This window comes from Christensenella hongkongensis (assembly GCF_000981035.1).
Classification (GTDB): Bacteria; Bacillota; Clostridia; order Christensenellales; family Christensenellaceae; genus Christensenella; species Christensenella hongkongensis.
Window position 1 is genome coordinate 17,993 of record NZ_LAYJ01000076.1, and the last position, 25,242, is coordinate 43,234.

Below are 25,242 nucleotides of genomic sequence, written 5' to 3' on the forward strand. Positions count from 1 at the left end.
CTATTAAATTTTGACGTATTTTACTTATTTTTCGTAATATACAATATATTACGAATTTTTTTTACGATATTTCATCGATTGGATCAGTTTATCGTTAATAATCGCTAAAATACGCATGGTGTAACAAACGCTTGTTTTCGTGTAACAAAAGATTGCAGGGAAAACGATAGGTTTACGATATGTTACAAATTTATATCTGTGATGACGAGCCTTCCGTGCTGAAATACCTTTCCGGGTTTATCAGTCGCATTGCGCAAAAAAACAATCTGGAAATTTGTTTGTCTTGTTATGAAGATGCGAGACGGTTAATCTTCGATCTGGAAGATCATATAAACGGAGCGGATATCATTTATCTGGACGTTCTGATGAATTCCTGTAACGGGATTGAGGCCGGAAAAAAGATCAGGGCGCTCGGATGCGAGGCGCAACTGTTGTACCTTACGAACAGCAAGCATCATGCGATCGCATCCTTTGATACTTCCCCCTTGCACTATATTTTGAAAGATGATATTGCTTCGGAAAAATTCGAGCATATTTTCCTTGCCGCTGTAAAAAAAGCACAAAAAAAGACACAGGACATATTTTATTACGAGTTCCAACAGGAGCTCGTATGTGTTCCTGTGCCTGATATTATTTATTTAGAAATTTGCGGCCGTATCGTGACGCTTCACACCAGCGCCGGCCCGCACCGGTTTTATTCCTCGATGAAAAGCCTTTCGGAACGCTTATCGCCTTTCGGCTTTATCCGCACGCATAAGTCCTTTCTCGTCAATCCGCGTTATATTGAACGTGTATCAAGTCATAAAATTATGCTGCGCGGTCAGGGTGAAATTCCTGTTGGCAATAAATATGCAAAAGAAATCAGGCGATCAATCCTGCATTATTTTAATCATATGTTTGGCAACCCTCCGTCCCTGGAATCGCAATCAATGCCGTAAAGCGTAAAACTCAGGGTAAACACGCCGTCCTTTTGCTCATATTCCAGCGCCCCGTCATATTGTTCGACTGCCCATCGGATGGCAAGCATTCCCCTTCCATGAAACCGTTTATCTTTTTTTGTCGTCTGCATGGAATCGCCCCTTCTGATAATCTTATCGTCGTCCGACGTGTTCGCAATACTGCCAAACAGCACATTCCCTTCCATTCTTATCCGTACGGAAATAAAACGCTGTGTTTTTTCAGACCGTTCGCACGCCTCTATTGCATTATCCATGATATTGCCCATCAATACGATCCAATAAGCAAGAGGAACGGGAATTTCCTTTGGAATCAACAGTTCCAGTTGCATATCAATTCCCAGTTCCTTCGCCATCCTCATTTTTTCCGTCAACAGGGAATCAAGCACCAGGTTACCCGTAGCCAAAAGATCCTCCCTGTTTGCATACGCGCCGGCAGTCAAAGCGGCATAGCTCTTTGCTTCTTCTATTTTGTCATCCCGCAGAAACTGGCCCAGCACCAGCATATGGTTTTTTGCATCGTGCCGAAAAAGCTCCATCTCATCGTTCATTTTCTCCAAATTTCTGCAATACTCCGTCTGTACTGTCATTTGCCTGCGAATCGAATAAGTCATTATCATTTCCTGATGGGCCTTTGACAAACTGATGATTGTAAGCGTTGTAAGTACGCTGATAACGGCAGCCACTGGCAGTGCGATATCAAACCGGTCTATCCGGACGCCGGATTGAAATATGGTTATCACGATGCTTACCGGCGTCAACAAAACCGCTACAAGCAAAATTAAATATTGTACTCCTGCCTTATGCAAAACCGCACGAACCAATACAACTAAAAGAACCACTGTCTGCCCTATGATTGAAAAAATTGCATACTGATAGCTATGACTGAAGTCAAACACCTGTGTCAGTTGACCGATCATGGCAAAAAGCAACATGCCAGCCAGCACATAGATCAGAATCAGTACCGGCCTGTTTTCACTTGATGGAAGGAAGTGGTAAACTGCAAGCAAAAATAAAATCGATATCAAAAGTCTGCATACGTTCTCAAGTATGAAAAAAAACGCATTGTTATTATACATAATTCCCCAGATATAAGACTCCGAAATGAGCCAAAAGCTAAGGCAAATCGTAAGCAGCGATAGATAGAGCACTGTTTTTTTACGCAGGGAATAAAGCGCATTTGATACAATATAAAAAATCAGCAGCGTGATTCCCACGGCAAATTGTATAACCGCCATTGTAAAAATCGGAAGCTGTGCCGTCACCATGTTTAAAACCAGTTGCGCCTTTGTCCCCATATATACAATCGGCGCATTTTCTGCCTTCAGCCCCGTAGAGGTGTCCAGCATTATGGTGATTTCTTTCCCTTCCGCAGCCTCAGCCAAAGGTATCAGTGTCAGCCGGTTTCCGGAGGTGCTTTCCAGTTCGTCCTTATCCAGTTCCTCATCATACTCCACTCCGTCGATGTAAACCTTATATTCCTGATTCGATGTCAGTATCATCAGATAGAGATCATTCTTGCCGTTTTCTTCAAGCTTTTTGCTCAGGTAAACTTTCTTGTTGTCAGGATTGTAAATCCGTTCCCCTTTCATTTCGGTTTCCCAACTTTGTCCATCCCCTTCCAGCCTGACCAGCCAGTCTTTTTCAGAATATGTATCAATGCCGTCCTGCAATCTCGATTGCTCCATTGGCAGTGCCTGTATCAACAGTGTTGCAATCAACAGCAAGATTACGGCCATAATTAGTACCGTACTTTTTTTCATACTATATAAATACCTCCTTTCCGCAGTCGTTATTCATTCCCCTGCTTTAATTAATTCATTATTCACATTTAAAAAGTACTATCCACTTCCAATAAAATGGTTTATAATACAATACATATCAAAATAAGGATTGATTGCGTTATGATATTTATACCTGTCGACGATTTGGAAGTTGGAAGCGTTTTGAAGGAGGATGTGTATTATTTTCACGTCGCCAGACTTGCGCTACTCAAAAGAGGACAGAAAATCACAACGCAAATCATCGATCGCCTCAGGCAGCATGATGCGCCGGGCGTGTACATGAAAGACATTGTCCCTGAAGGCGTCAAGATACCCAAACCGCTGATCAGTGACAAGCTGAAAAAAGAAGCGCTTGTGGCCCTTCAAAATATGTTTGAGACAACCGACGCGCCGCCCATCGGTGAATTAGGCAGCGTTGCCGGCGAGCTTGTCGATACCATTACCAATCATAAAAATGTACTTGTCAATATTTTCGATTTGAAATCTTATGATGATTATACTTACCACCACTCTGTAAGCGTTGCCGTAATATCGATTGCTATTGGTACAGAGATGGAGCTTCCAAAGCAAAAGCTGCATCAGCTTGCGTTGTGTGCGCTCTTGCACGATATTGGCAAAATAGAGATTCCAAAGGAACTGATCAATAAGCCCGGTAAGCTTACGTCCGACGAATTTACGGTCGTTAAGCAACATGCGGAATTTGGAATCGAATATCTCCAGCAGCACAAATTTGACGGTGAAGAAATTTATTCCGGCATTATAAGCCATCATGAAAAATACAATGGCAAGGGTTATCCAAAACAGCTCTCCGGCGAGGATATTCCACTTTTTGGGCGCATTATTTCAATCGCCGACGTATTTGACGCGCTTACCTCAAAGCGCCCCTATCGCGATCCTATGTCTCCTGCCGATGCTGCGGAATACATTATGGGCAACAGCAATATTGCGTTTGATTATGAAATTGTGAAAGTCTTCATGAATAAAATGGAATTCTATCCTATCGGTACGCTTGTAAAGCTGAGCACGGGAAAACTGGCGGTTGTAGTACAAAGCAAAAAATCCCTGCGTCCGGTGGTCCGCCTGCTGGAAAAGCCCTTTTCAACGCTTGACCTTTATAACGACAGTCAGAATTTAAACATAACGATCATAAAAACGTTCCAGAAAATTTCCGAAGAAGACGCCATTCGCAGCGCCAAGGTAGGATAGAACTATTTGTGCCGCGGATTGTCTTCAACCACTTTAACGCCTTCCATGATTGCGGCAAGAATATCGGCCTGTCCCTGCGTGGTCTGGGCTACATGCCTTACCATAGCGTCGCCCACTTCAGTCGAAACATAATGCGGCGGTAGTTGGTTGAGCGCAAAGGCACGCACGTCGGCTTTGCAGATTTCACAAGTGCACATCCCACGTTTTTCCATACATTCGTCCACATACAGTTCAACGAAGTCCTCATTCAAATTTCTGATGGCGATTTTTTCTCCCATTTTCTCTCCAACGTTGCAATTTCTTTATAGCGTCAGCCGTTCGAATTCATAAAGCGGCATCGGCTTTGAGAATAAGAATCCCATACCGAAGTTGCAACCTGTTTGATTCAGAAGCTCGGTATGTTCCTGTGTCTCAATTCCTTCGGCAACGACCATAATGCCAAGTTCGTGGGCCGCCCGAATAATATTTTCCATAATGACGGCAATACTTTTCTCCGGCTTTGCATCCTTTAAAAAGCTCCTGTCAAGCTTAATCAAATTAATCGGCAATTCCTGGAACAGCCCCAATGAAAGGTATCCCGCTCCAAAATTATCCACCGAAACCCGAAACCCTTCCTCGCTAAGCTCCCGCATACGCTGACTGATATTCCTGCTGTTCTTCATAATTGCAGATTCACTCATTTCAAGCTCAATCAGGCAAGGCGGGACCTGGTATTTTTCGGTAATCTCAATAATCCTTTTGATAAATCCTTTTTTGTAAATATTAAGCGGTGAAATATTAACCGAAAGCGGCACCGGCATTTCCTCCCGCTCAGTCCATTTTTTCACCAATTTACATGCCTGCTCCAGCATATACATATCGAGTTCGATGATTTGTCCGTTTTGCTCAAGCATTGGTATAAACACCTGCGGCATTACGATCCCCTGATCCGGATGCTGCCAGCGTGCAAGCACATCCGCGCCCACGATGCGCTTTGTATTCAGGTCGTACTTTGGATGAAAAAACGGAACAAACTCCTGCTTTTGCATTGCACCGCCCGCGTCCTGCATCAGTTTTCTCATCCGGTTTATCTCCTCGCGCATATCCTTTTTGAAAAAACCAAACGCGCTGTTCTGCTGACGTGCTTTTTTTCGCGCAAGCTCCGCCATATCCCTGATGTCGTCAAAGCTCTCTCCCTCGCCTGTTATCTCAAATACGCCGCATGTAAACCAGCGCGGATATTCATATTTTGAGGTTCTATCCGTGATCTCTATGGATGAGAGTATTTTCAGGAGCCCTTCTACGCGCTGCAACAGTTCGTTTTCCCCATGATACCGGAACAGAATATCAAAATGGTCGAGCATATCCCTGCACACGCTTTCATCTTCATGCAGGTCTTCACGAATCGCATCCGCAACAGCAACCACATTAAGGTGCCCTGCGTCGTAGCCAAACAAATCATACAACTGGAAAAAACGTTCCATGCAAATTGTCATGTACGCATATCCTGCGCCGCCCGCGGGCAGCGTTTCAAAAAAGCGTTCCATTCCTTCCCTTGTCGGCAAACCGGTTACCGAATCATACGGCATGTTTACCCCTATGTAACGGTCCTGTTCCTTGCGGACATCAGTTGCACTTTTTTGCGTTTTAAATAGAGCCATTTTTCTTCCTCTTCTTTTCTATATAGAACTAAAGTTAAGTTCGCTTCTGTTTTTCGCGATCACACAATAATTTTTTTCCTGCATATTTGTGTAATGTACCTCATCAATATTGAGCGCCACATTCGGATAAAGCTTTCCGCTCACGGTGATTTTTCCGCTGGGACTCAACCCCTCTCTTGCGTTGATTTCTTCAATTACTGCATTCTGTTCTTCGATCTCCTGCTCCAGTTTCTTCTTGGCGTAGGTGATCCGTATCGCCAGAGTCTTTATTTCTTCTTTGTTTTTTGCTTTGTTCATCGCTGCTTTCATCGCCCGCAGCATCTGATCGATTGCGGCGCGGCATTCTTCGATCCTTGTCAGAGCCGCATCCTTTTCTTTTTGGAGCCTCTTCTGGCCAATCAGCGCAACTTCTGTAAGAACATTTGCATCATTTCCAATATTTTTGGCGTTCAGGTCTTTCCCAATCTGGCACGAACCTCCGATCAGCGCCGCGCGCCTGCCCGACAACGTCAGCGTCCCTCCGCACCGTATGTTTGCAAGCATAACGACGTCAGATACAATGTCCTTTTCCGCATGGACTCGCGCCTTCTCGATGAAGTAACTCCTGATATTTCCTCCTGCCTTGATATTGCTGTTTTTACCTGTAATCCCTTTACACAGGGTGATGTTGCCTCCCGCCTCCAGCACGGCGTTCTGCACGGAACCCTTGATAATGATATCACCGCTTGCTTTGATCCGGCTTCCGTTTGTAACGTTCCCCTCAACAAATACAGTCCCGTCATATTCCAGGCACGCATTTTCCAGCATCACAATCGTTTTCGCGCTGAATACGTTTACCATGCCGTTCTGCAAACTCACAAGCCCGTCGCACGTCGCGTATAGCAGAGTTCCTGTCAATACCGTATTCATGCCGGAAACGTCGCCAATTCCGTCTCCGTCCTCGCCAGGCAACGTCTGCCCTAAAATATTCCATCCCGACCTTCCATAAGTGGAAGGCAATATTTCGCACAACAAATCGCCCGCCTTCACTTTTTGAAACTGAATACGGGCATAATCCTCTTTGCTGTAGAACGCCGTAGCTTCCTGCTCTGTCTCAAAATGACATTTAAGCTGCGCGTCGGTCCCGTCAATTTTCTCTTCGCCCTGGGCTATTTTGAATGTTTTATTGTAGACCGTATGATTGGCAAGCCTGTAAATATATTCAAATTTGATCCCTTTGATAATCCGTTTTTCACGCAGCTGTTCCAGGATGTCGTCTTCAGTAATGCCTTTTCCGCCTTCTGCGGGAGGAGATATCCGTATCCGCGCCGACATTTTGTCCTGCGCGATTGTTATTTTAACCTTCGCATCCTTTTCTTTATCCCTTTGCTGCTCAGGCGCAGCGCCTGCTTTGATATCAGCCAACACCTTTTTTACCAGATTTTGGTTATCAAAAACATCCATCCAACTGTCGTCCAAAAGCTTTTCTTCTGCGCCCGCCAGTTGTACGGCAACTTCCTTTTTACTGATATCCCCTTTATCTATCTGGGAAATTTCACTGCATTCCTCAAGTATTTCGTCAATAAAATCCTGTCGTTTGATATGATTCCCGCTTTGCCCCTCCATGATAAATACACCTCACCTTTCTATATCGTTACATCAGGTGTATCTGTTTAGCTTTTTTATTGTCCGACAACCTCATTATCCCATGGCAATGGGCAATACCCGCCTTTTTGTTCAAGCATTTTTTCGAACGACCGCAGCTCCACAGGCTTCAGGAAATAATACCCCTGCACAATATCGCAACCCATTTTTTTCACAAATTCCAACTGTCCAAGCGTCTCTACTCCCTCGCATACCACTTTGATATCAAGCCGCTTTGCCATGGAAATTAAAGAGGATATGATAACCTCGCTTTTCCGAGTCTGCTCTATCGTATAATCGACCAGGCTTTTATCCAGCTTTAAAACATCAAAATCAAGATCAAGCAAAAGATTTGTAGAGGAATAGCCAGCTCCAAAATCATCGATGGAAATTTGATAACCATAACTTCGCAGCTTCGTGATAATGTGGCGTGCACGGTCTACCACTTCGTCAAAAAAGATGTTTTCTGTCAGTTCGAATTCAATTAGCGGAGGCTTTATGTTGTACGACTGAATCAGGCTGTGGACATTATCTGCAAACGTTTCGTCACGCAAATGTAACCGCGAAACATTGATCGAAACCGGAACAACCGGCAGCCCTTCCCGTATCCGCTGGTACAGGTAATGGCATACCTTGTCGTATACCTGGAAATCCAGCTCCGTAATACTGCCGTCGCGTTCCATTAACGGTAAAAACTCCCCGGGATAAATCATCGCGTTATTTTCGGACATCCGTACGAGCGCCTCAGCGCCTACGATCCTCCCGCTTGTTAAGCTGACCTTGGGTTGCAGGCAAAATGAAAAATCCCTGTTGGCCAGAGCCGTCTTGATTTCCGCGTTGAGCCGCGCCTCCTCGTTCTTCTTGCGCTTGATTGCGCTGTTAAATACGAGGCATTCGGTACGGTAACTTGCCTTGGCGATTTTCCGGGCTTCGTTTGCATTGTCGATGGCCTGGTTAAGCCCGTTAAATCCATCTTCAACCTCGCACAGTCCCGCAACTATCTCGATCTTGCACTTCGGATGATAGACGCGCTGGTCCTTCAGAAATATCCTAAAGCTTCTCACAAGTTTTTTTGCCAGTTGCTCAAGCGTATCCTTTTTGTCCATGGAAAACAATAGAATAAAAAAATCCGAAAATATCCTGGTACCTGTATATATGTCTAATTTTTCCCGCAGCAACTCTGCAATTTCAAATAATTCCCTGTCTCCCTCCGCATATCCGTAATATTCGTTCAGTGCTTTAAAATCCAGGATGTCAAGATACATAATCGCAGTTTTTTTGTCCTGCTGATGCAGGTATTCTCCCTCGATGAAATAATTCGCGAGCTCTCCTTCAAAGGATGAATAGACGGGGAATTTTGTGATTGTATCATATTGAATGGCGCTGTGGTTTGGCGTTGGCGGGATTTTCGACGCAAAAGCTTTATACTGCGCCTTTTTAAAAATATACATTTGCTCGTCCGCCTTGTGCAGGATGTCCTCCGTTGTCAGCGTCGAGTTGTGCCCGATCGAAATAATGCCATAGCTTACACTCATTGCATACTTTTTTGTTAAGCTCAACCGCAACAGGGCATTTTCTGTCTTTTCCATGTTTTTTTCAAGGATACCTGCGTCATCTCCTCCAGAAATAATCGCAAACTCATCCCCGCCGATCCTGCAGATAATATCGTCTTCCCCGAAAACCTGCTGCAGCGCACGCACCACGAGCCTAATGTATTGATCCCCTTCCAGATGTCCAAAGCAGTCATTGACAAACTTAAGGTGGTCGATATCCAGAAAACAAACGGAAAACTGCTTATGTCCTTCCAAATTCCGCTCCAGGCTGTCCATACAATAACGCCTGTTGTAGATACCGGTAAGCGAATCCGTGTAGGCGTCCTGCTCAAGTATTTTTATATTCTGCTGCTGGGTAATATCGTAGATAATGCAGGCATTTGCTTCGGTTCCTTTCCAGAAAACATGAAACATATTCACCTGGTACATTTTCTGGATTTCGCTTTTGTCATGGACAAGCAGCGAAATATTATGGTGCCTTTTTCCTGCAGATATCGTATTCTGAGACAGGTTTTTACAGACCTCTTCCGAAATCTCCGGATGCTTCTTGAATTCATCCTTGGCGGTTTGATTTACAAACAATATCTCTCCTGTCTCGGTTCCAATTACAATAACCCATCCCAGGATGTTATTCATAATGGAATAGAGCAGATCATTGGCTTCCTTTAAAGTATCAATTTTTTTCGCAGCCCTGCTTGTCTCCAGTTTTAAATTGACTTCCCGCTGTTTGAGCTGCTCGACCATAATATTAAACGACTCTGAGAACTCGCCCAAAAAATCTACGTGCTGTTCATAATCTCCATGTGCAATTTGCTGTGTCTGCCAGGCAAGGTGCATCAGGTTTGAGCATAGCGCTTTGAGGGGCCAGCAAAAGCGGTTTGCCCTGTCAGGAGCCTTTTCCGGAAAAATCCCCTGGGAAATAGCCCCTGCATATTGTTCCATTTCCATAATATACCGGTTCAGGTAATTAAGGTTATCGCCAAGCTCCCGGAATCCGGATGAAAGCAGCATCGTATTGAGTGGCGGCACGTTATCCTGTTCCAGAATGTCACGAATAAAGCGCAACAAAATATTAGCGTCCTGATTGCTCATACCAATTTACTCCAAGGTGATTGTAATAGTTGAAATTTACTTAGCTGCCACTCGTGCGTCAAACCGGCACACACGATCTCCCATTGCCCAGCAATCAATTTCCGTTACGATGTAATCTTTCTTTGTATATTCCGCAAGAATCCCCGCGATAAATCCTTCGTCATAATTGCATACGGTTTCTCCTGTAACAGGCAAACCCGAGCAATCAAGGTCCTCGCTTACGGTCAGGATTGCATTTCCTGTTTCCGTATCAAATTTTTCAATCCGCAGGATTCCTATTTTGGTCTGGGCAAGCACGCTTTGTAACTGGGCGATAAACGGATTCAGCTCCAGTGTCAGGTCCAGATTATTTGTTGCAAATTCATGTCCTGCCTGCTCGCCTGCCGTACGGAACAGGTCAATCATCTCTTCTTTTCCATAGCGCCTGCTTAAAACGTCGCGCATTGTGTATTGGAACAGGCGGTAAACCATCACCGGCATCTCTTCCCCCAGATTGATGCGCCCCTTTGAAACGTCCCCCAGTTGATTCCATTTAAACTCTGAATGCTCCATTTTTTATCCCCCTTAATCATTTTCTAAAACAAATCAATATTAATATCGGCATTTTTAATGAAAACTTTAGCATATTCTGCCAAATCGTATTAATATAGGAAGGAAATTATTTTAGGTGCGGAGGACTATTTACTTATGATCCGGTTGTTGCAATGCTTTTTTACGTTTGATGACCTGGTATACGATCAGAAGAACGGCAAACCATGCAGCGCCAAGCAATGTGCTGAACCTGGTGGATGGATTCACAAACAGTAATACCGCAACCGCTGCAAAAAAGATCAAAAGCAATATGTTCGACACCGGATAAAACGGCATTTTCAACGTGCTTTTTGCATCCGGCTGCATTTTCTTGAATTTAAGGTGCGATAGCACAATGGCGCTCCACACAAACAGGAAACAGACCGTCGTAATGCTCGCAATGATCTCAAACAATTTGGACGCGTCCGGCACCAGAAAGTTCGCGAGCAGGCCAATCAGGAATATCCCGCAGGAAAAGAGGAGGCTGTGCGTTGGTATTCCTTTTTTGGACACATGATTGAAAAATTTCGGCAGCAAGTGGTTTCGCGCGCCAGTATACAAAATCCTGCTGGTGCTGTACAGCGCGGTATTTGACGACGAAAGCGATGCAATCAGCACGGTGAAATTAATAATGCCTGCTGCCGCCGGAATTCCAACAAGGTTAAACGCAGAGACAAACGGGCTTTGGCTTTGGCTGATTTCGTTCCACGGCACTAAGATCAAAATAATGGCAATCGCGCCAAAATAGAACAGCAATAAACGGGCCGGCAGAGCGTTGATCGCCTTTTTCAGGTTCCTGCCCTCATCCTTGGTTTCACCTGCTGTAAGGCCGATCATTTCAATTCCGGCAAAACCAAACAATACCATTTGGAAGGACATAAGAAAGCCCTTTATGCCATTGGGGAAAAAGCCTCCATAATCTATTAGGTTTGCAACGCTTACGGTTACCTGCCCGTGCGTCTGGCTTTCATAAGTGGGATGACGGAATGCAAGTACGATTCCAAAAGCGATAAAAAGGACAATAACCAATATCTTGATGATGGAAAAACCCGATTCCAGATTCCCAAACGTCTTTACGATTGAAAGGTTGATTACGATCAGAAAACCAAGGGCTATCAAGCCCGAGACCAGCGAAGGTATTTCAGGAAACCAATACCTGATATAGATTCCGATCGCCGTAAATTCCGCCAGTGCTGCCGTTACCCAGCAAAGCCAGTATGTTAGCGTAACAAGAAATTCCCAGCGCTGTCCAAGAAAGGCTCCCACAAAATCTCCGATCGACCGGAACGTCTCGTCGGAAAGCAATATTTCACCCATGGCCCGCATAAATAAAAATACCACAACGCCAGAAATGATATACGCGATCAATATAGACGGCCCCGCCAGCTTGATTGCCGTCGAAGATCCCAGGAACAGCCCGGTTCCAATCGATCCTCCCAGCGCAATGAGCTGCAGGTTAAAGTTTGATAACGACCTTGTGAGTCCTTTCTGTTCTTTCATACTCCCATTCCCTTTCCTGAAATGAAAATGGAAGCCTTTCCCCTGATTACGCATTCCAGAGGAAAGGCTTTCCCGTTCCGATTAATGATACTGTTATTTACCAGTTGCTTTTGCCGTCTTCTGCGCTGCTGCAAGCTGGTCTGCATGCGCTTCCTTCGGAATATTATGCGGTTCATTTTCCATCAGCTTCTGAACCTGCGCCGCCCAGTCCGGATTGCTCTTTTTATTGATGATCAACGGAATGATCAGGAACGCAAACGCTACCACCAGCGTAAAGATAGCGCTCATCGGCGAACTGTAATAGACCGAGAAGAAACACGCAACGCAGATAACAGCGATGAGTATTACGACAATCGTCCACAACAGCCCATTTCCCTTCTTACCAACCCTGAACGGACGCTCAAGCTGGGAATGCGTTTTTCTCAGCTTCAAAATACCGACTGCCATGATGATATACACAAAGCAATAAATGATTGTCGTTGCATTTACAAGCGTCAGGAACGCGCTGTTTGCGCCGGGTATCAGAAGATATACGAGTGAGAAAATCGAAATGACCGCGGCCTGCGTAACCAGTACCGCTTTGGAAACGTCCAGCTTATTGGTTTTCCAAAAATTGAATTTGGGCGGGTATTGTCCCCTGCGTGCGCTCTGCGTGATCGTCTTTGACGGGCCTGTGATCCACGCGGACAGCTGCACCATAACGCCTACAAACACAAGGATGCCAAAAATATTTCCAATTACCGTTGGAATGCCAAGTATCTGGCAGAACATCACAATCGGCTGCGCTATATTATTGAGGTCAAGCTTTCCGGCAGGTACGACATTTGCAACGATGAATGCGCTCAGCGTATTGACGATCAGCATGATCGCCAGTGCTGCAAATATTCCTGCAGTATACTGCTTTACAGGTTTTTCCAGACGCTTGATGTATACCGAGGACATTTCAATCCCCACAAAGATGAATATAATCGGCGCAAAGTACTGCATGGTGTTAAATGATTTCCCCGTGGGTAATAGTGCCTGCGCGTCAAAAGCCCCAAGCGTGCTTTTGGGATCGATCCCCGTTTTGACCGTCGCGGCAATGCCAAGGGCGAATATCATAATGATAGGGATATACAGCATAAACCATATGCCCCATTTGCCGCCGATCTTTGCCATGTCAAACTTCATGTTCAGAAGCGTAACACCCCAGTACACAACCAGTATTACGACCAAAATAACGACATTGTTTTCGCCAAGGGATTCCTGGCCGATTCCCACGCCAAGCATCGGCGCAAGAACCGAACCAACCATAACCATGCCGGGGAACATCTGTACCCATAACAACCACGAGGTCACAAAACCCCACTTTTTACCGAGCGCGTTTGACGTCCAAAGCTCAGGGCCGCCTGCATCGGAGGGGTACATTCCCGCATATTCGCCCGAAATGAGTGCAATGGGTAATCCAAACAATACTACCGCGACGATTATGTAGAAAAACATTGTCCAGCCTGTTGCCGCTACGTCCGGAATATTCCGGACGCTGGCAACAAGGGCGCAAGTCATGCCGATAAAGGTAAACGTACTGACCTTCGAGAGGGAAGTCCCCTTTGAAATTGTCATAGGCTTTGTCTTATTCATAAGATTCACTTCTTTCTCTTCGCATTACTGCGGATTATTTGCTTTCGCTGTCAAGGATTTCCGTCAGCTTTTTCTGCATGGCCTGCGTGATCCCTTTTGTATAAAAATCAAAGAGCTTATCGCTGTTCATATACGGAGTCATAATGGCAGCACGCATCAGCGTCACCTGCTTCTCCTTTTCCCATTCCGATTCAGGAAGTCCCATTTTCTCTACGAATGGGAGCGGGCTATCGCCATAATCAGACTGGTTGAAGGTGGTATGCGAGGAGATAAACCGGTTGGCATATACGCTTCCATCCAGATAAGAGGAGTAATCGTACATCTTTTCATTGAGGGCGTTGATCTCCTTCAAATCCGTACTGCCCTTTTCCTTAAATACCCAGTCCACCATGTTGAAATCCGGATGGTTAAGCGGATAGACCTCGATGGTTTTTCCATTGATGTCAAAGGTCAGGTTCCCAAGATAATCCCGGAAGCGCTGCGCCGCCTCGATCGAAGAGGCGATCAGCTGCCCGTAGCCTTCTATATTAAGCGGCAATACCTGATGCGCCGCCCATACCGCAGCCGCCGTGGCCCCCGCCTTGGAACCTTCCAGGATGTATGCGCCCAGAAGGTCGGGAGCCGTCGTCGTGGATTTCTCAAATACATAGGATGCAAAATATGAAATAATATTACGCATATCCTTATGCTTGATCGCAATTCCGCCCGCTGCGTATGGAACATATCCCATTTTGTGCGGATCGACCGTCACGCTCTCAGCATACTGGATTGCTTCAAAGCCCTTATAAACGTCCTCCTGCAGCTTGACCGGATAATGGAACGCGCCATATTCCTTGTGCATTGCCGCAAGGTCGTCGTATTTTACAAATTCGCCGTCTTTATCCATGTAAAGCGCGCGCGCATATCCGCCGTAAGCCGCGTCCACATGCAAATAGAAGTAAATTCCCTCTTTTTTGAGTTCTTCACGCAGCGCGACAATTTTATCTACCTCGTCCACCGCACCTTCTTCCGTCGTCCCTACAACCGCTACGACTCCAAGAATCGGTATCTGCTGTTTCGCCAGATCGCGAATGGCTTCTTCCAGCTTATCAACGTCCATTCTGTAATTGCTGCGTACGGGAATTGAAACCATCTGGTCTAACCCTACGCCGGAAATATCGAGGGCTTTCTCCCACGAATAATGCTTGGTTTGGGGAACGATCCACTTGCCAAGCTGATTGATAAACTTTCCACTGCGCGAGGAAGCCGCCTTAACCGCGTCGATCTCGTCTGAAGACAGCTTTGCAACAGCATCCAATATTTCCTCAACGCTCATGTTAAGGAGCTTCCAGTCAGATTTCCCCGCAACCTTATCCGGATAAACTTCCTTCATTGCCAGCGGTATCGATTTAAAACAGCGTGCATACCATAACCCTTCCAGATTTGCGATAGAACCATCCGCAGCGATGTGTCCCCAGCCGTCCTTGAAGCTGAACAGCTTTGCAAAATCCGTTCCGACTTCCGCTTCCATCTGCGATGTAGCCATGGAAGACTCAAGGGCAACGTTATTCGGATTCCAAAGCACTGCGTAATTATATGCAAGAAGCGCGGGCATCAGCGTTTCTGAATTCATCTGGCCCCAGTAGCGCCCTGCACTCTGCCATGGGATAGAACCCGAGCGCATGCGCTGGCTCAGGTCGTCCAGTACGTCGAGCACGTGGTCCTTGGTCGCAATAAAGTCCGGCTGCTCTTTGTCTTCTTCCGAAATCGCTGCCATGTCGGACGGAATATAGTCCTCGCGCCAACCCATATGCTCGTTTACAAGCCTGCTCATTTGGTTCTCATAAAAGTCCCTGTTCTCTGCCTTATCTCCTACAAACAAGGCCTTTAAATTTAAGTTTTTCAAATCCCTTCTCCTTTCGAGTTCTGAATCAAATTTGTATTTTAGTTTGGTCTCTAAATCTTTTTATTCTTACACTTTCTGTTGCTCCCTAAACATGACCAATGCCCTAAAAATACTTTTATAAAACAAAAAAAGCCTTCACCGCGGCTTTTTTAAACCATTCATTAAAATTTGCCTGTTCGTTGTACCAAAAACCTTATCCTGACTGTTTGTAGTGTGCCTCATCATTCCGGTTTTTTGCAGCTTTTCAAAATAATTTTTCTATCCCGCTTTTGCTGCAAAAAAGCCTGTTCCCCAGATAGGAACAGGCCTTCATTTTTCGTTCATTCAATTCAGACCACAAACGCAGAATCCTCCTGCGTTTGGGCAACATACGCCCTTTGCGCGTTCTCCATCCGTTCGCGCAAAAAGCGGTTTGACAACTCCACATACGGAAGAAACGCACATTTTTCATCTCCCCACATTTCCGCAACCAGCAGCCCGCTGAACCGATGCTTTAACAGGGAAGCATAAACGCCCTCGAAGTCCACGATTCCTTCCCCATAATTTACCCTTCGCACCTCGCCTTTTTTAGCGTCCTTCAAATGGATTGCCACGACATGTCCGTCCATATCGCCAAGCTTGTTGCAAAAGTCATAACCAGCCGCGGCAATATTGCCCACATCCGCATAAATCTGTACATAAGGCGAATTGATATCCTCCACCAGTTCCAGTGTCTTCTCCAGTGAATCCGCAAAGCTCGTATCCATTGTTTCAAGCGCAAGCATCACCGCGCGGCTTTGTGCATAGTCTGCACATTCCCTGAGGTTTTCCAGAAACAGTCTTCTGGTTTTTTGATTGCTCACCCCTTCATAAGTATCGTATGTGGAAAGCTGTATCAGCCTCACGCCTGTTTTGCAGGCAAAATCCACAGACTTTTTTACGATGTCCACCCCCGCTGCGCGCACATGCCCGCACAGGTCGCCAAGCGGATACGCACGCAGCGCGCTCACCGCCATAGAAAGGACTGGAAACCCTGTTTCATCAATCGCGCGCCTCAGTTCAAGCGCCGTTTCGTCGTCCGGTTCGAGCCGCACAAGGCGCTGCGGCGTGGGATCGATGCTGAGCTCCATAAAATCGTATCCCGCATCCCGTGCGACGGCAAACTTTTCCTTCCACGGTAAAATCATTGGAATCGCTTTTTCGTAAACGCCCAGCTGCAAACTCGATAATTCTCTCATGTGCGCCCCTTTACTTCCCTTTTTGCCCGCATTTCCTGAAGGCCTCGACCGCTTCATTTATCTGTGCTTCATCCAGTACCGGAACCTCGCCGCCCGCGTTTTTCGCAAGCAGGTAAACCTTTGCCGCCTCTTCCATATATACCGCGGCATACAGCGCTTCCTTCAGCGTCCCGCCAACGGTTAGTACGCCGTGGTGCTTTAGGATCACCGCTCGTTTTCCATTGAGGTTTTCCACCGCTGCAATTCCCATTTCAAGGCTCGCCGCCGAGCTGTAGGGCGCAACCGCCACCGCGCCAAGCGTCGCATTGGCAAGCGTTGTTACGCAAACCGGCAGCTCGTCTGCAACAAGTCCCACTGCCGTTGCATACGGCTGGTGGGTATGGATGATTGCATTTACTTCCGGCATATTGTCGTACACATACTTCAGGGCAATGAAATCGACTGACGGTTTCATCATCCCTTCTATGATTTCACCGCCTTTATCCATCACCAGAATGTCGTCCGGCTCCATTGTCTCATAATACGTTCCGGACGGGGTAACCAGAATATCGCCGTTTGGCATCCGTATGGATACGTTCCCTCCCGCCAGCATAATCAGTCCGCTTTCTTTGATTTCAAGGGCTGCTTTGATTACTTCTCTTTTTTCTTCCGTATACATATCGTTTCCTTCCTTTTGCCGCTTACTGCGCAGATGTTTTCCCGCAGTCCTCTTTTACGGATTCCGTGAATATATTGGCCGCTTCCGCAGCCTTTTTATAGCTTTCATATTTTTTATGATATATCTCCGCTTTGGTACGGTCCGGCAGATACGTATGGTCTACGATTGTCATTTGCCGCGCAGCCTCCTGCATCGATCCAAACTCTCCGCAGGCCACGGCAGCGCACATCGCCGCGCCCTTGGCCCCCTGCTCTTTTCCATTTACAACCTCAACCGGCATTTGCAGCGCGTCGCACATCATCTGCGTCCACGGAACCGAATTTGTCATACCTCCGCTCATTCTTACCATACGAAAATCATCCTTGTGCCGTTTCAGCTTCTCCAGATGGTACAGCGTACAGAATACAATGCCCTCATAAACACAGCGAATAAAGTGCTCCTTTGTGTGGAAGGCGTTGATGTTGAAAAACGCACCGCGTGAAAAAGGATTGGTATTGGACGCATAAAGATACGGCAGGAAAATACACGAACATTCTTCCGGCGGTATTTTTGTCAGTATCTCATCGCACTGCCTGTAAAACTCCGCTTTGCCTCCGGCCTCCTGCACCCACGCGCCGAGTACGTTGTCCATCATCCAGTTTAAATTACTTGCCGATGTGGAGCTTCCTTCGGCAATCATGTAATAATCCGGCAAATAGGAAAACGCATTGATAAAAAGGTCTTTATCGTCCACAAGATCCGGGGAAAGATATTCCACGATTCCCCATGTGCCCGTTATGATGGCAAGGTCCCTGCCGTCCTGAAGCCCGTTCGAAAACGCGCACGCTTCAATGTCGATCATGCCCCCCGCGACGGGAGTGCCCTCCGAAAGTCCTGTTTCCCGGGCAGCTTCTCGAGTCACATAACCACAGATATCCGAGCTCAATTTAATTTCAGGCACCAACCGGAACAAATCCCCGATCCCAAGAATTTCAAACACCTTCTTTTCTGCTTTGCCATCCCTGATGTTCGTAAACCCGTCAGCCGACGCGTCCGTTTGTTCCATACACTGAACGCCTGTCAGCTTCATCCTGATATAGTCCTTGATGTTCAAAAACGCCGTGCTTTTTTCCAGTACCTCCGGCTTGTTGTCCTGCATCCATTTGAGGAGCAGGAGCGGCTGCGCTGCCCAGGTGGACTGGTAGGTTTCCCTGTATATCTGCTCGCTTTTTCCTGTTTCATATGCCCACCGGACATATTCCGCCGCTCTTGAATCCGTGGATACGATATGCGGATACGTGCTGTTGTTTCCTCCGTCCACCAGATGAAGCCCGTTCCCGTATCCGCTCACGCCAATCCCACGAACCTGCTCTCCGGTGATTCCCGCTTTTTCCAATACCTCGCAGATAACTTCGCAGTTATTCTTCCATACGTTTTCCCCGCTGCGTTCCGTAAATCCCTTAGCGGTCTTTTCCGTGCTTGCGTGGGGTTTTCCCGCAACGGCGATTTCGTGGCCTTCCCGGTCATATAGCGCGGCTTTCACGTTTGATCCGCCGTTATCTATTCCTAGTAAATAATCCTTCATTCCATTTTCCCCGCTTTTCCTACCCGCCAATCGTGCAAAGGATTCCGTTCTCCTCAATTTGCCGTACAAATCCTTCCACTTCTTCATCTTTTATGGCCTGCTCGTCCCTGTAACGGTAGTCCATCCCCAGCGACGCATATTTATGCTTGCCATACTGGTGGAACGGCAGCAAATCGATCTGCTTTACCCCGTTTTCCTTTGCAAATGCCACCACCCGCGCAATATGCTCCGCATTATCGTTAAAGCCCGGAATAATCACGCACCGGAACACCACTTTTTTGCCAAGCCTGCACAGTTCGCGCACATTGTTTTTTACCATTTCAAGCGCATTCGCCTTCATATCGATACCACCCGCAACTATTTCTGCAAACTGCTGCGGTATCAGCGTTTTGATGTCAAACAGTATTTCATCGCAATATTCACAACACTTCCACATATTTTCCCATGTAGCAAGCCCGCACGTTTCAAGCGCCGTATACAAACACTCGTTTTTGCATTCGCGCATCACCGCGTTTACAAAATCCGCCTGCAACGTCGGTTCGCCTCCGCTCACCGTAACGCCTCCCTGCGAGCGCATGAAAAACGCCATATCCTTTGTAAGTGGCTCCATCACTTCGGAAACCGTCTTTTGTTCACCGTAAATCTCGATCGCCCCGTATGTGCATTTCTCCTTGCAGGCGCCGCACAGGATGCACGCCTGCCTGTCTATTACATTTCCCCGTACGGAAGGCGAAATCGCCTTCTGCGGGCAAACGCCGATGCAACTTCCGCATTCCCTGCAAAGGTTTTTATGGATTGCGACCTCTCCCGTGCCATGCTGGGATTCCGGGTTGCAGCACCACGGGCATACCAGATTGCAGCCCTTGAGGAACAAAGCGGTACGGATTCCCGTGCCGTCGTGGATCCGGTAGCGCTCAATATTAAAAACCATACCAGTCGTTTCGTTCTTGTTCATTGTCTCACCTACTGCCTGTTTCCCCGCAAAGCATCTGCTTCTCAGGCCGCTTTGGGATTCCCCGAAAAGCAGCCTTCCTGCAAGTACCGGTTGCTACAGCACATGCTCCGTGCGCGCTATGATATCGTTCTGCAGCTCCGGATCGAGCGGCGTAAAGAGCGCGCTGTACCCTGCCACACGCACCATCAGGTCTTTATATTCGTCTGGATGCTGCTGTGCGTCGCGCAGCGTTTCACTGTTGATCATATTAAACTGGATGTGCATTCCTTTCAGGTCTCCAAGGAATGTCCTGAGCATATACACCAGCTTTTCCTTTCCGCCCTCCTTTTGGATGGAGGTTGGGTTCAAACGCATATTCAGGAGCTGTCCGCCCGCCACCAGCATGGAGGGAAGCTTGCTGACCGATTTCAGCGCCGCCGTAGGCCCGTTGCGATCCGTACCGTGCATGGGCGAAGTGGTATCCGCAAGCGGACTGTTCGCATATCTTCCGTCCGGAAGCGCGCCCACTTTCATGCCGTGCGGTACGTTTGAGGATACCGAACTGACCGACGGCTGCCATACGCCGCCAATCGGCCCCCTGCCGTAGCGCGTGGTTTTGTATTTGCATACCTCGTCGCACATAAACCGGAAGGAAGCTGTCATCAGCGAGTCTACATAATCCTCGTCATTACCGTATTTTGGCGCTTCCGACAGCATTTTGTTGATCTCTTTTCCTGTCGGGTTTGTCGTTTCATCCTCAAAATTGGTTTTAAGCGCATGTAACAGCTGGTCCTTTGTGAGTGATTTTTCCTCAAAAATCACCTTTTTAATCGCCGCAAGGCTGTTTCCTATGTTTGCAACGCCTACAAACTGTGGGGCAAGGAAGTCATATTTAGCGCCGCCCTGTTTGATCGTTTTACCCCGTCCGATGCAATCCTCTACCAGCATGGATACGAGCGGATCGGCAATTCCTTCCTCTGTAGCAACGTCGTGAAACGTGTCAACGATCATTTGCTGTTTGGTATAATAAGCAAACACCTCTTTGAAATCCTCATAGAATTCCTCAAACGTTTTGCTCTTCAAAAGCCCCTTCTGCGAAATCAACCGGGTTCCTGTCGCCGGATCGGTTCCGCCGTTCACGGCAATCTCCATAATCTTTCCAAGATTGACAAACGCGCTTCCGCTTGGACGATTACCCTGCTTTCCTTCCACAATCGCCTCCGCACAGCCAACGATTGAATAATCCGAAGCGTCTTCCAAAGAAATTCCCCTGTTTACAAGTGCGGGAATGTAGCTTTCATCCGAATAAATCGCAGGTTGTCCGCCGCCAAGCTGGATACAGTCAATGGCAGCCATCAGCACCTTGTTTCCCATCCTGTCGTGATAGCGCAGGGAAAGCGAGGGCTGGTGCAGGTTGATTTTTGCCTGTGTTTCAAGCAGCCGGAACGTCAGGTCGTTCGTGCAGTCCGCCCCGTTCTCGTCCTGTCCGCCGATCGTGATGTTCTGGAAGGTTTGATAACCGCCGAAATACTGCGTGCTGTCCCAGTTCTGGATTCGGTTCAACTGGAAAATTTTCAGGAAGAAGGAGCTTAACAGTTCATTCGCATCCTCTTCCGTGAGCACTCCGGATTCTATATCCTTCTTGTAGAACGGATAAAGGTTTTTATCCATCCTGCCAAGGGATACCGCGAAACCGTTGTTTTCAAGCTCCAGGCACAGATTCGTAAACCAATAAGCATGCAGCGCCTCATGAAAGCTGCGCGCAGGTTTTTCCGGTACCCGTTCACAAATATCCGCAATCAGCAAAAGCTCTTTTTTACGTTGCTCATCCTGTGTTTTTTCTGCCTTCTCACGTGCAAGCGCAGCATAGCGGTGAGCAAAATTTACGATTGCTTCAATATAAATCAGCACAGATTGCAGGAAATACAGCTTCTGGGATTCCTCCCTGTCCTGCAGATCGAGGGACGCGATCTTTTCCTCCGCCTGTTTGCGGAAGGATTCTAGCCCTTCGTATGCAACGCGTTTGAGGCCTACCGTAAGATGTCCTTCCCCGCCGGTCATGAGCCAATAGGAGCTAAACGCGCCCTGCTCATGCGCCTTCCACGCTTCCTCCGGCATACGCGCAAGGCACCTGTCCTCGTGAGTGCGGCCCTTCCAGTACTCTGTAAGCTCACGCACCTTTTTTTCATCCTCCGCCGAAATATCAAAGGAATCCCCCGGCCTGTCCGGCGGGCGGACCGGATTCCCGTCAAGCTCTTCGATGAGCCAGTTGACAGAAAATTCCGGGAACAGCGGCACGCCTCTTGGCGAAGAAGCCAGGTTTCCCACAAGCAATTCGTGGTCAAGTATCATGATCGTCATCGTTTCCACAGTCTTTTTAAAGGCGAGCGCCCGTCTGATACAAACAGGCTGCTCTTCCGTTTCCTGATAGCTTTGTGTGTAGGCTTCCATTCGCTGCGGGCACAGCACCGGCTCAAAGCCAAGCAAATAATTACGGAGCTCTTCTATTCGTTTGCTCCTGTAAATTTTTTTGCCTCCTACCGTGATTCCCGTGTCAACAAATTTGCCAGTTACTTCATCTACAAATCTCATTTTTTACCTCCTGCAGATTTTCCCGTTTTTGGATATAAGGATTGCGCCCGCAATGTATATCCCTGCTATGATTTTTCAACCATTCCGGCGCTTATTCAGATTAAAATTACATTTGGATTCTTTTTTTCAGACCGATGTTATAAAATGATGAGCATGGTATCATGCTTGTATAATCTTATTGTAGTTTTGTTTGTAAAATTTGTCAAGACATATTTTATGAATTTTGTCTTGACGAAATTTTCGCTCCGTATTATAGTGATAGTAATCAAGAAACATATACATTATTTTACCACCCCGGCAGATAAAGGAAACATTAATATGGATATCAGAAACGCCAAATACGACATACAAATTCTCGCCCAGGTCGCGGAAATGTATTATCTGGAAGACATGAGCCAGCTTGAAATTTCCAAGATGCTTTCCTGTTCCCGCTCGATGATTTCCGTTATGCTTTCCGAGGCGAAGGAAAAGGGGCTCATCGAAATCAAGATCAAAAACCCGGCCGGAAACGTTTCAGAGCTTTCTGATGTGCTCAAAAAGCATTTTGGCTTAAAAAACTGCGTTGTCGTGCCAACCATGGCGACCTCCCTCAAAATCCTCAACCGTATTGTTTCTTCACAGGCCGCAAATCTTGTGAAGGGCTATTTTCGTCCCCACAAATCAGTGGGCGTTGCGTGGGGAACAACCTGTTATGAGTTTATGCACATATTTCCCGCCTCTTCCATGATTTCCAATATCACCGTAGTGCCGCTTGTTGGTGGAAGCGCGTCAGCCGCCTTCGAATATCAGCTTAACGAAATGGTGCGTATGTTTTCTGAAAAGACCAACGGTATCCCTTCGTTTATTTATGCCCCTGCTTATGCCGATTCCGAAGAGGATAAAAAGCTCTATATGAACAGCGCAGGCATGAAAAACATTGTAAACCTCTGGGATCATCTGGATGTTGCCATTGTCAGTATCGGTGCTCCGCCGGACTACTACATCAACAATGATATTGAGAATCCTTACGAGGTGCTCCAGCAGTATAAGGATAATCCAGCCAAACCTGTAGGAGATATCATTGCACGACGGTTCAACCTGAACGGGGAATTTTTGTCCTCAAGCTTCAATAACCGCCTTGTCGCGGCAACGCCAGAGCAACTGACACGCATCAAGGACGTTTTTTGCATCGCCGCCGGCAGGCACAAAATCCTTTCTATCATTGCGGGCCTGCGGACGGGCATCATCAACCACTTTATCACAGATGAAAATACAGCCAAAGCCGTCGTCAGTTTTTTAAACGATATTTGACGCCTTTTCAGTCATTTTGTGCATCCAGTTTTTCGATGTGTCATATGCCTCGATATATTTTTCAAAATAAAACCGATATTCCTCATGCCTGCCTGAATCCGGCTCGATTGTTTCTTTGATCTTTACCATTTGCGCGGAGGCTTTTTTGATGTCCGGATATACCCCTGCAGCCACCGCACCGAGGATTGCGGCTCCCAGGCAGGGCGCTTGCGTCACTGCCGGCACATAAATCGGCAGGTTGCACACGTCTGCGTGTGTTTGCATCCAGAACCGGCTTGCCGCAGCGCCGCCGCAGGTATAAATTCCTTTCAGCCCTGTTCCGCTTTTGCGGAATGCCTGCATCACGTTTTCCGTACCAAAACAAATTCCTTCGATCATTGCGCGGTAAATATGGTATGGCGTATGCTTTAGGGATAGCCCGTAAAGCATTCCCCTCACATCCGGATCGGCGTGGGGTGTGCGGTTCCCCTGAAAATAGTCCAGCAGTAAAAGTCCTTCCGCGCCTATCGGCAGCTTTTGCGCGCCTTCGTTCAGTAAATCATACACAGATTTTCCCTGCTCTCGCGCCTCCTTCTCTACGCCGCTGCAAAAGTTGGATTGAAACCAGCTGACCATTGAGCCTGTAGAGGTTTGCCCTCCTTCGATGAGCTGCAGTCCCGGTACGATCGCATCCGGATAAGAGCCCCACATACCCTGTGAATGGAGTTCATTTTCCACCAAACCAAGATGCAGGTGCGACGATCCCGTGATCATAGCGATTTTTCCGGGGGATACAACGTCAAGGCCTATCATGCCCACAAATGCGTCTGCGCCGCCTTCGCCCACCGGAAGCCCTTCCGGCAGCCCGAGGTCCACTGCCGCTTCTTTGTTCAGCGTCCCGGCGCGTACGCCCATATCAACGACCTGCGGTGGGAATTTTTCAAGAACATCCTCAAGGCCAAACGCACCGTAAAAATCCTCCCGGAATCCTCCGCCCGGACGGTCGTAATACCACCGCGCTGCCGCGCAGGATATGCTTGCGTTCATCTCGCCGGTCAGCCTGTACATCAGCCAATCCGTACATTCCACAACATAGCGGGCTTTGTCGTAGGTTTCCCGTTCGTTCTCCTTAAGCCACAAGGCCTTTGCAGGCATGGTCTCAGCCGATACGTTTCCGTATCCGTTGAATTTCAGCATATCGTGCCCGGTTGCCGTAATCCGTTTCGCCTGGCCGGATGCGCGCACATCCATCCACATAATTGCCGGACGCAGCACATTCATATGTTCGTCCATCAACACAACTGTGCAACAGGTAGTATCTACGCTCATGCCAATAATGTCCGTAGTACAGACGCCGCTGCCCGCAATGAGTCTGCGGACTGTAGCAGCTACCGTATTCCACCATTCGTCTGCTTTTTGTTCCGCCCATCCGGACTGAGGAGTATAAAGCGAGTAAACCCCATCCGCAAAACCGAGCGGATTACCATATATGTCAAACAATCCGGCTTTCACGCTGGAGGTTCCCATATCGATTCCAAGCAAACAGGTTTTCCGCTCTTTCATTGCCATATCTCCCTTC

18 protein-coding genes are annotated in these 25,242 nt (G+C 47.3%); 3 read left to right on the top strand and 15 right to left on the bottom strand.

Annotated features, from left to right (window positions below; all coding sequences use genetic code 11):
- The first annotated feature begins 179 nt into the window (after window positions 1–179).
- Window positions 180–938, top strand: coding sequence for a LytR/AlgR family response regulator transcription factor (locus tag CHK_RS04740; protein ID WP_046442890.1), 759 nt, complete (start codon window positions 180–182; stop codon window positions 936–938).
- On the opposite strand, the gene CHK_RS15585 is transcribed toward CHK_RS04740, so the two are convergent.
- Window positions 890–2,719 (bottom strand): sensor histidine kinase, encoded by a 1,830-nt coding sequence (locus tag CHK_RS15585; protein WP_052740333.1) that lies wholly within the window; start codon window positions 2,717–2,719, stop codon window positions 890–892. The two genes, CHK_RS04740 and CHK_RS15585, sit on opposite strands and share 49 nt — an antisense overlap.
- Window positions 2,720–2,860: 141 nt before the next feature.
- On the opposite strand from CHK_RS15585, the gene CHK_RS04750 reads away from it, so the two are divergent.
- Entirely contained in the window at window positions 2,861–3,946 is a 1,086-nt protein-coding gene (locus tag CHK_RS04750; RefSeq protein WP_046442891.1) for an HD-GYP domain-containing protein, read from the top strand.
- Between the two features lie 2 nt (window positions 3,947–3,948).
- On the opposite strand, the gene CHK_RS04755 is transcribed toward CHK_RS04750, so the two are convergent.
- The 13 genes from CHK_RS04755 to CHK_RS04815 form a co-directional block, all read right to left on the bottom strand.
- The gene (locus CHK_RS04755; protein WP_046442892.1) at window positions 3,949–4,224 is read right to left on the bottom strand and encodes a late competence development ComFB family protein; all 276 of its coding nucleotides are present in this window, start codon (window positions 4,222–4,224) and stop codon (window positions 3,949–3,951) included.
- A 24-nt stretch (window positions 4,225–4,248) separates the two neighbouring features.
- Window positions 4,249–5,586, bottom strand: coding sequence for a putative bifunctional diguanylate cyclase/phosphodiesterase (locus tag CHK_RS04760; protein ID WP_046442893.1), 1,338 nt, complete (start codon window positions 5,584–5,586; stop codon window positions 4,249–4,251).
- An 18-nt stretch (window positions 5,587–5,604) separates the two neighbouring features.
- Window positions 5,605–7,191 (bottom strand): DUF342 domain-containing protein, encoded by a 1,587-nt coding sequence (locus tag CHK_RS04765; protein ID WP_046442894.1) that lies wholly within the window; start codon window positions 7,189–7,191, stop codon window positions 5,605–5,607.
- 56 nt (window positions 7,192–7,247) lie between these two features.
- Complete coding sequence (locus CHK_RS04770) at window positions 7,248–9,854, bottom strand: EAL domain-containing protein (RefSeq protein WP_046442895.1); 2,607 nt, start codon at window positions 9,852–9,854, stop codon at window positions 7,248–7,250.
- A 36-nt stretch (window positions 9,855–9,890) separates the two neighbouring features.
- Window positions 9,891–10,406 (bottom strand): V4R domain-containing protein, encoded by a 516-nt coding sequence (locus tag CHK_RS04775; RefSeq protein ID WP_046442896.1) that lies wholly within the window; start codon window positions 10,404–10,406, stop codon window positions 9,891–9,893.
- A gap of 129 nt (window positions 10,407–10,535) precedes the next feature.
- Window positions 10,536–11,924 carry an amino acid permease gene (locus tag CHK_RS04780; protein ID WP_046442897.1) on the bottom strand — a complete coding sequence of 463 codons (1,389 nt, stop codon included), beginning with the start codon at window positions 11,922–11,924 and terminating at the stop codon, window positions 10,536–10,538.
- Window positions 11,925–12,017: 93 nt separating this feature from the next.
- Window positions 12,018–13,544, bottom strand: a complete 1,527-nt coding sequence (locus CHK_RS04785) for an amino acid permease (protein ID WP_235843830.1) — start codon at window positions 13,542–13,544, stop codon at window positions 12,018–12,020.
- A gap of 34 nt (window positions 13,545–13,578) precedes the next feature.
- Window positions 13,579–15,429, bottom strand: coding sequence for a tyrosine decarboxylase (tdc, locus tag CHK_RS04790; RefSeq protein ID WP_046442898.1), 1,851 nt, complete (start codon window positions 15,427–15,429; stop codon window positions 13,579–13,581).
- 329 nt (window positions 15,430–15,758) lie between these two features.
- Window positions 15,759–16,646 (bottom strand): L-ribulose-5-phosphate 3-epimerase, encoded by an 888-nt coding sequence (locus CHK_RS04795; protein WP_046442899.1) that lies wholly within the window; start codon window positions 16,644–16,646, stop codon window positions 15,759–15,761.
- Window positions 16,647–16,656: 10 nt separating this feature from the next.
- Window positions 16,657–17,304 (bottom strand): class II aldolase/adducin family protein, encoded by a 648-nt coding sequence (locus CHK_RS04800; protein WP_046442900.1) that lies wholly within the window; start codon window positions 17,302–17,304, stop codon window positions 16,657–16,659.
- Between the two features lie 22 nt (window positions 17,305–17,326).
- Window positions 17,327–18,955: an FGGY-family carbohydrate kinase gene (locus tag CHK_RS04805; RefSeq protein WP_082103400.1), complete on the bottom strand. Its 1,629-nt coding sequence runs from the start codon at window positions 18,953–18,955 to the stop codon at window positions 17,327–17,329.
- A complete protein-coding gene (locus CHK_RS04810; RefSeq protein ID WP_046442901.1) occupies window positions 18,888–19,823 on the bottom strand; it encodes a glycyl-radical enzyme activating protein in 936 nt (311 codons plus the stop codon). Before CHK_RS04810 ends, CHK_RS04805 begins: the two co-directional genes overlap by 68 nt.
- A gap of 93 nt (window positions 19,824–19,916) precedes the next feature.
- Entirely contained in the window at window positions 19,917–22,394 is a 2,478-nt protein-coding gene (locus CHK_RS04815; RefSeq protein ID WP_052740337.1) for a glycyl radical protein, read from the bottom strand.
- 318 nt (window positions 22,395–22,712) lie between these two features.
- Between CHK_RS04815 and CHK_RS04820 the strand changes: the two genes are divergently transcribed.
- Entirely contained in the window at window positions 22,713–23,684 is a 972-nt protein-coding gene (locus CHK_RS04820) for a sugar-binding transcriptional regulator (RefSeq protein WP_160295592.1), read from the top strand.
- On the opposite strand, the gene CHK_RS04825 is transcribed toward CHK_RS04820, so the two are convergent.
- Window positions 23,670–25,226 (bottom strand): FGGY-family carbohydrate kinase, encoded by a 1,557-nt coding sequence (locus CHK_RS04825; protein ID WP_046442943.1) that lies wholly within the window; start codon window positions 25,224–25,226, stop codon window positions 23,670–23,672. The two genes, CHK_RS04820 and CHK_RS04825, sit on opposite strands and share 15 nt — an antisense overlap.
- Window positions 25,227–25,242 lie beyond the last annotated feature (16 nt).

Coding starts and splice junctions, on each gene's coding strand:
- CHK_RS04765 (WP_046442894.1), bottom strand. CDS start 7,191: ATGGAGGGGCAAAGCGGGAATCATATCAAACGACAGGATTTTATTGAC.
- CHK_RS04740 (WP_046442890.1), top strand. CDS start 180: ATGTTACAAATTTATATCTGTGATGACGAGCCTTCCGTGCTGAAATAC.
- CHK_RS04755 (WP_046442892.1), bottom strand. CDS start 4,224: ATGGGAGAAAAAATCGCCATCAGAAATTTGAATGAGGACTTCGTTGAA.
- CHK_RS04760 (WP_046442893.1), bottom strand. CDS start 5,586: ATGGCTCTATTTAAAACGCAAAAAAGTGCAACTGATGTCCGCAAGGAA.
- CHK_RS04825 (WP_046442943.1), bottom strand. CDS start 25,226: ATGAAAGAGCGGAAAACCTGTTTGCTTGGAATCGATATGGGAACCTCC.
- CHK_RS04820 (WP_160295592.1), top strand. CDS start 22,713: ATGGATATCAGAAACGCCAAATACGACATACAAATTCTCGCCCAGGTC.
- CHK_RS04750 (WP_046442891.1), top strand. CDS start 2,861: ATGATATTTATACCTGTCGACGATTTGGAAGTTGGAAGCGTTTTGAAG.
- CHK_RS04770 (WP_046442895.1), bottom strand. CDS start 9,854: ATGAGCAATCAGGACGCTAATATTTTGTTGCGCTTTATTCGTGACATT.
- CHK_RS04780 (WP_046442897.1), bottom strand. CDS start 11,924: ATGAAAGAACAGAAAGGACTCACAAGGTCGTTATCAAACTTTAACCTG.
- CHK_RS04795 (WP_046442899.1), bottom strand. CDS start 16,646: ATGAGAGAATTATCGAGTTTGCAGCTGGGCGTTTACGAAAAAGCGATT.
- CHK_RS04805 (WP_082103400.1), bottom strand. CDS start 18,955: ATGAAGAAGTGGAAGGATTTGTACGGCAAATTGAGGAGAACGGAATCC.
- CHK_RS04800 (WP_046442900.1), bottom strand. CDS start 17,304: ATGTATACGGAAGAAAAAAGAGAAGTAATCAAAGCAGCCCTTGAAATC.
- CHK_RS04775 (WP_046442896.1), bottom strand. CDS start 10,406: ATGGAGCATTCAGAGTTTAAATGGAATCAACTGGGGGACGTTTCAAAG.
- CHK_RS04785 (WP_235843830.1), bottom strand. CDS start 13,544: ATGAATAAGACAAAGCCTATGACAATTTCAAAGGGGACTTCCCTCTCG.
- CHK_RS04815 (WP_052740337.1), bottom strand. CDS start 22,394: ATGAGATTTGTAGATGAAGTAACTGGCAAATTTGTTGACACGGGAATC.
- CHK_RS15585 (WP_052740333.1), bottom strand. CDS start 2,719: ATGAAAAAAAGTACGGTACTAATTATGGCCGTAATCTTGCTGTTGATT.
- CHK_RS04810 (WP_046442901.1), bottom strand. CDS start 19,823: ATGAACAAGAACGAAACGACTGGTATGGTTTTTAATATTGAGCGCTAC.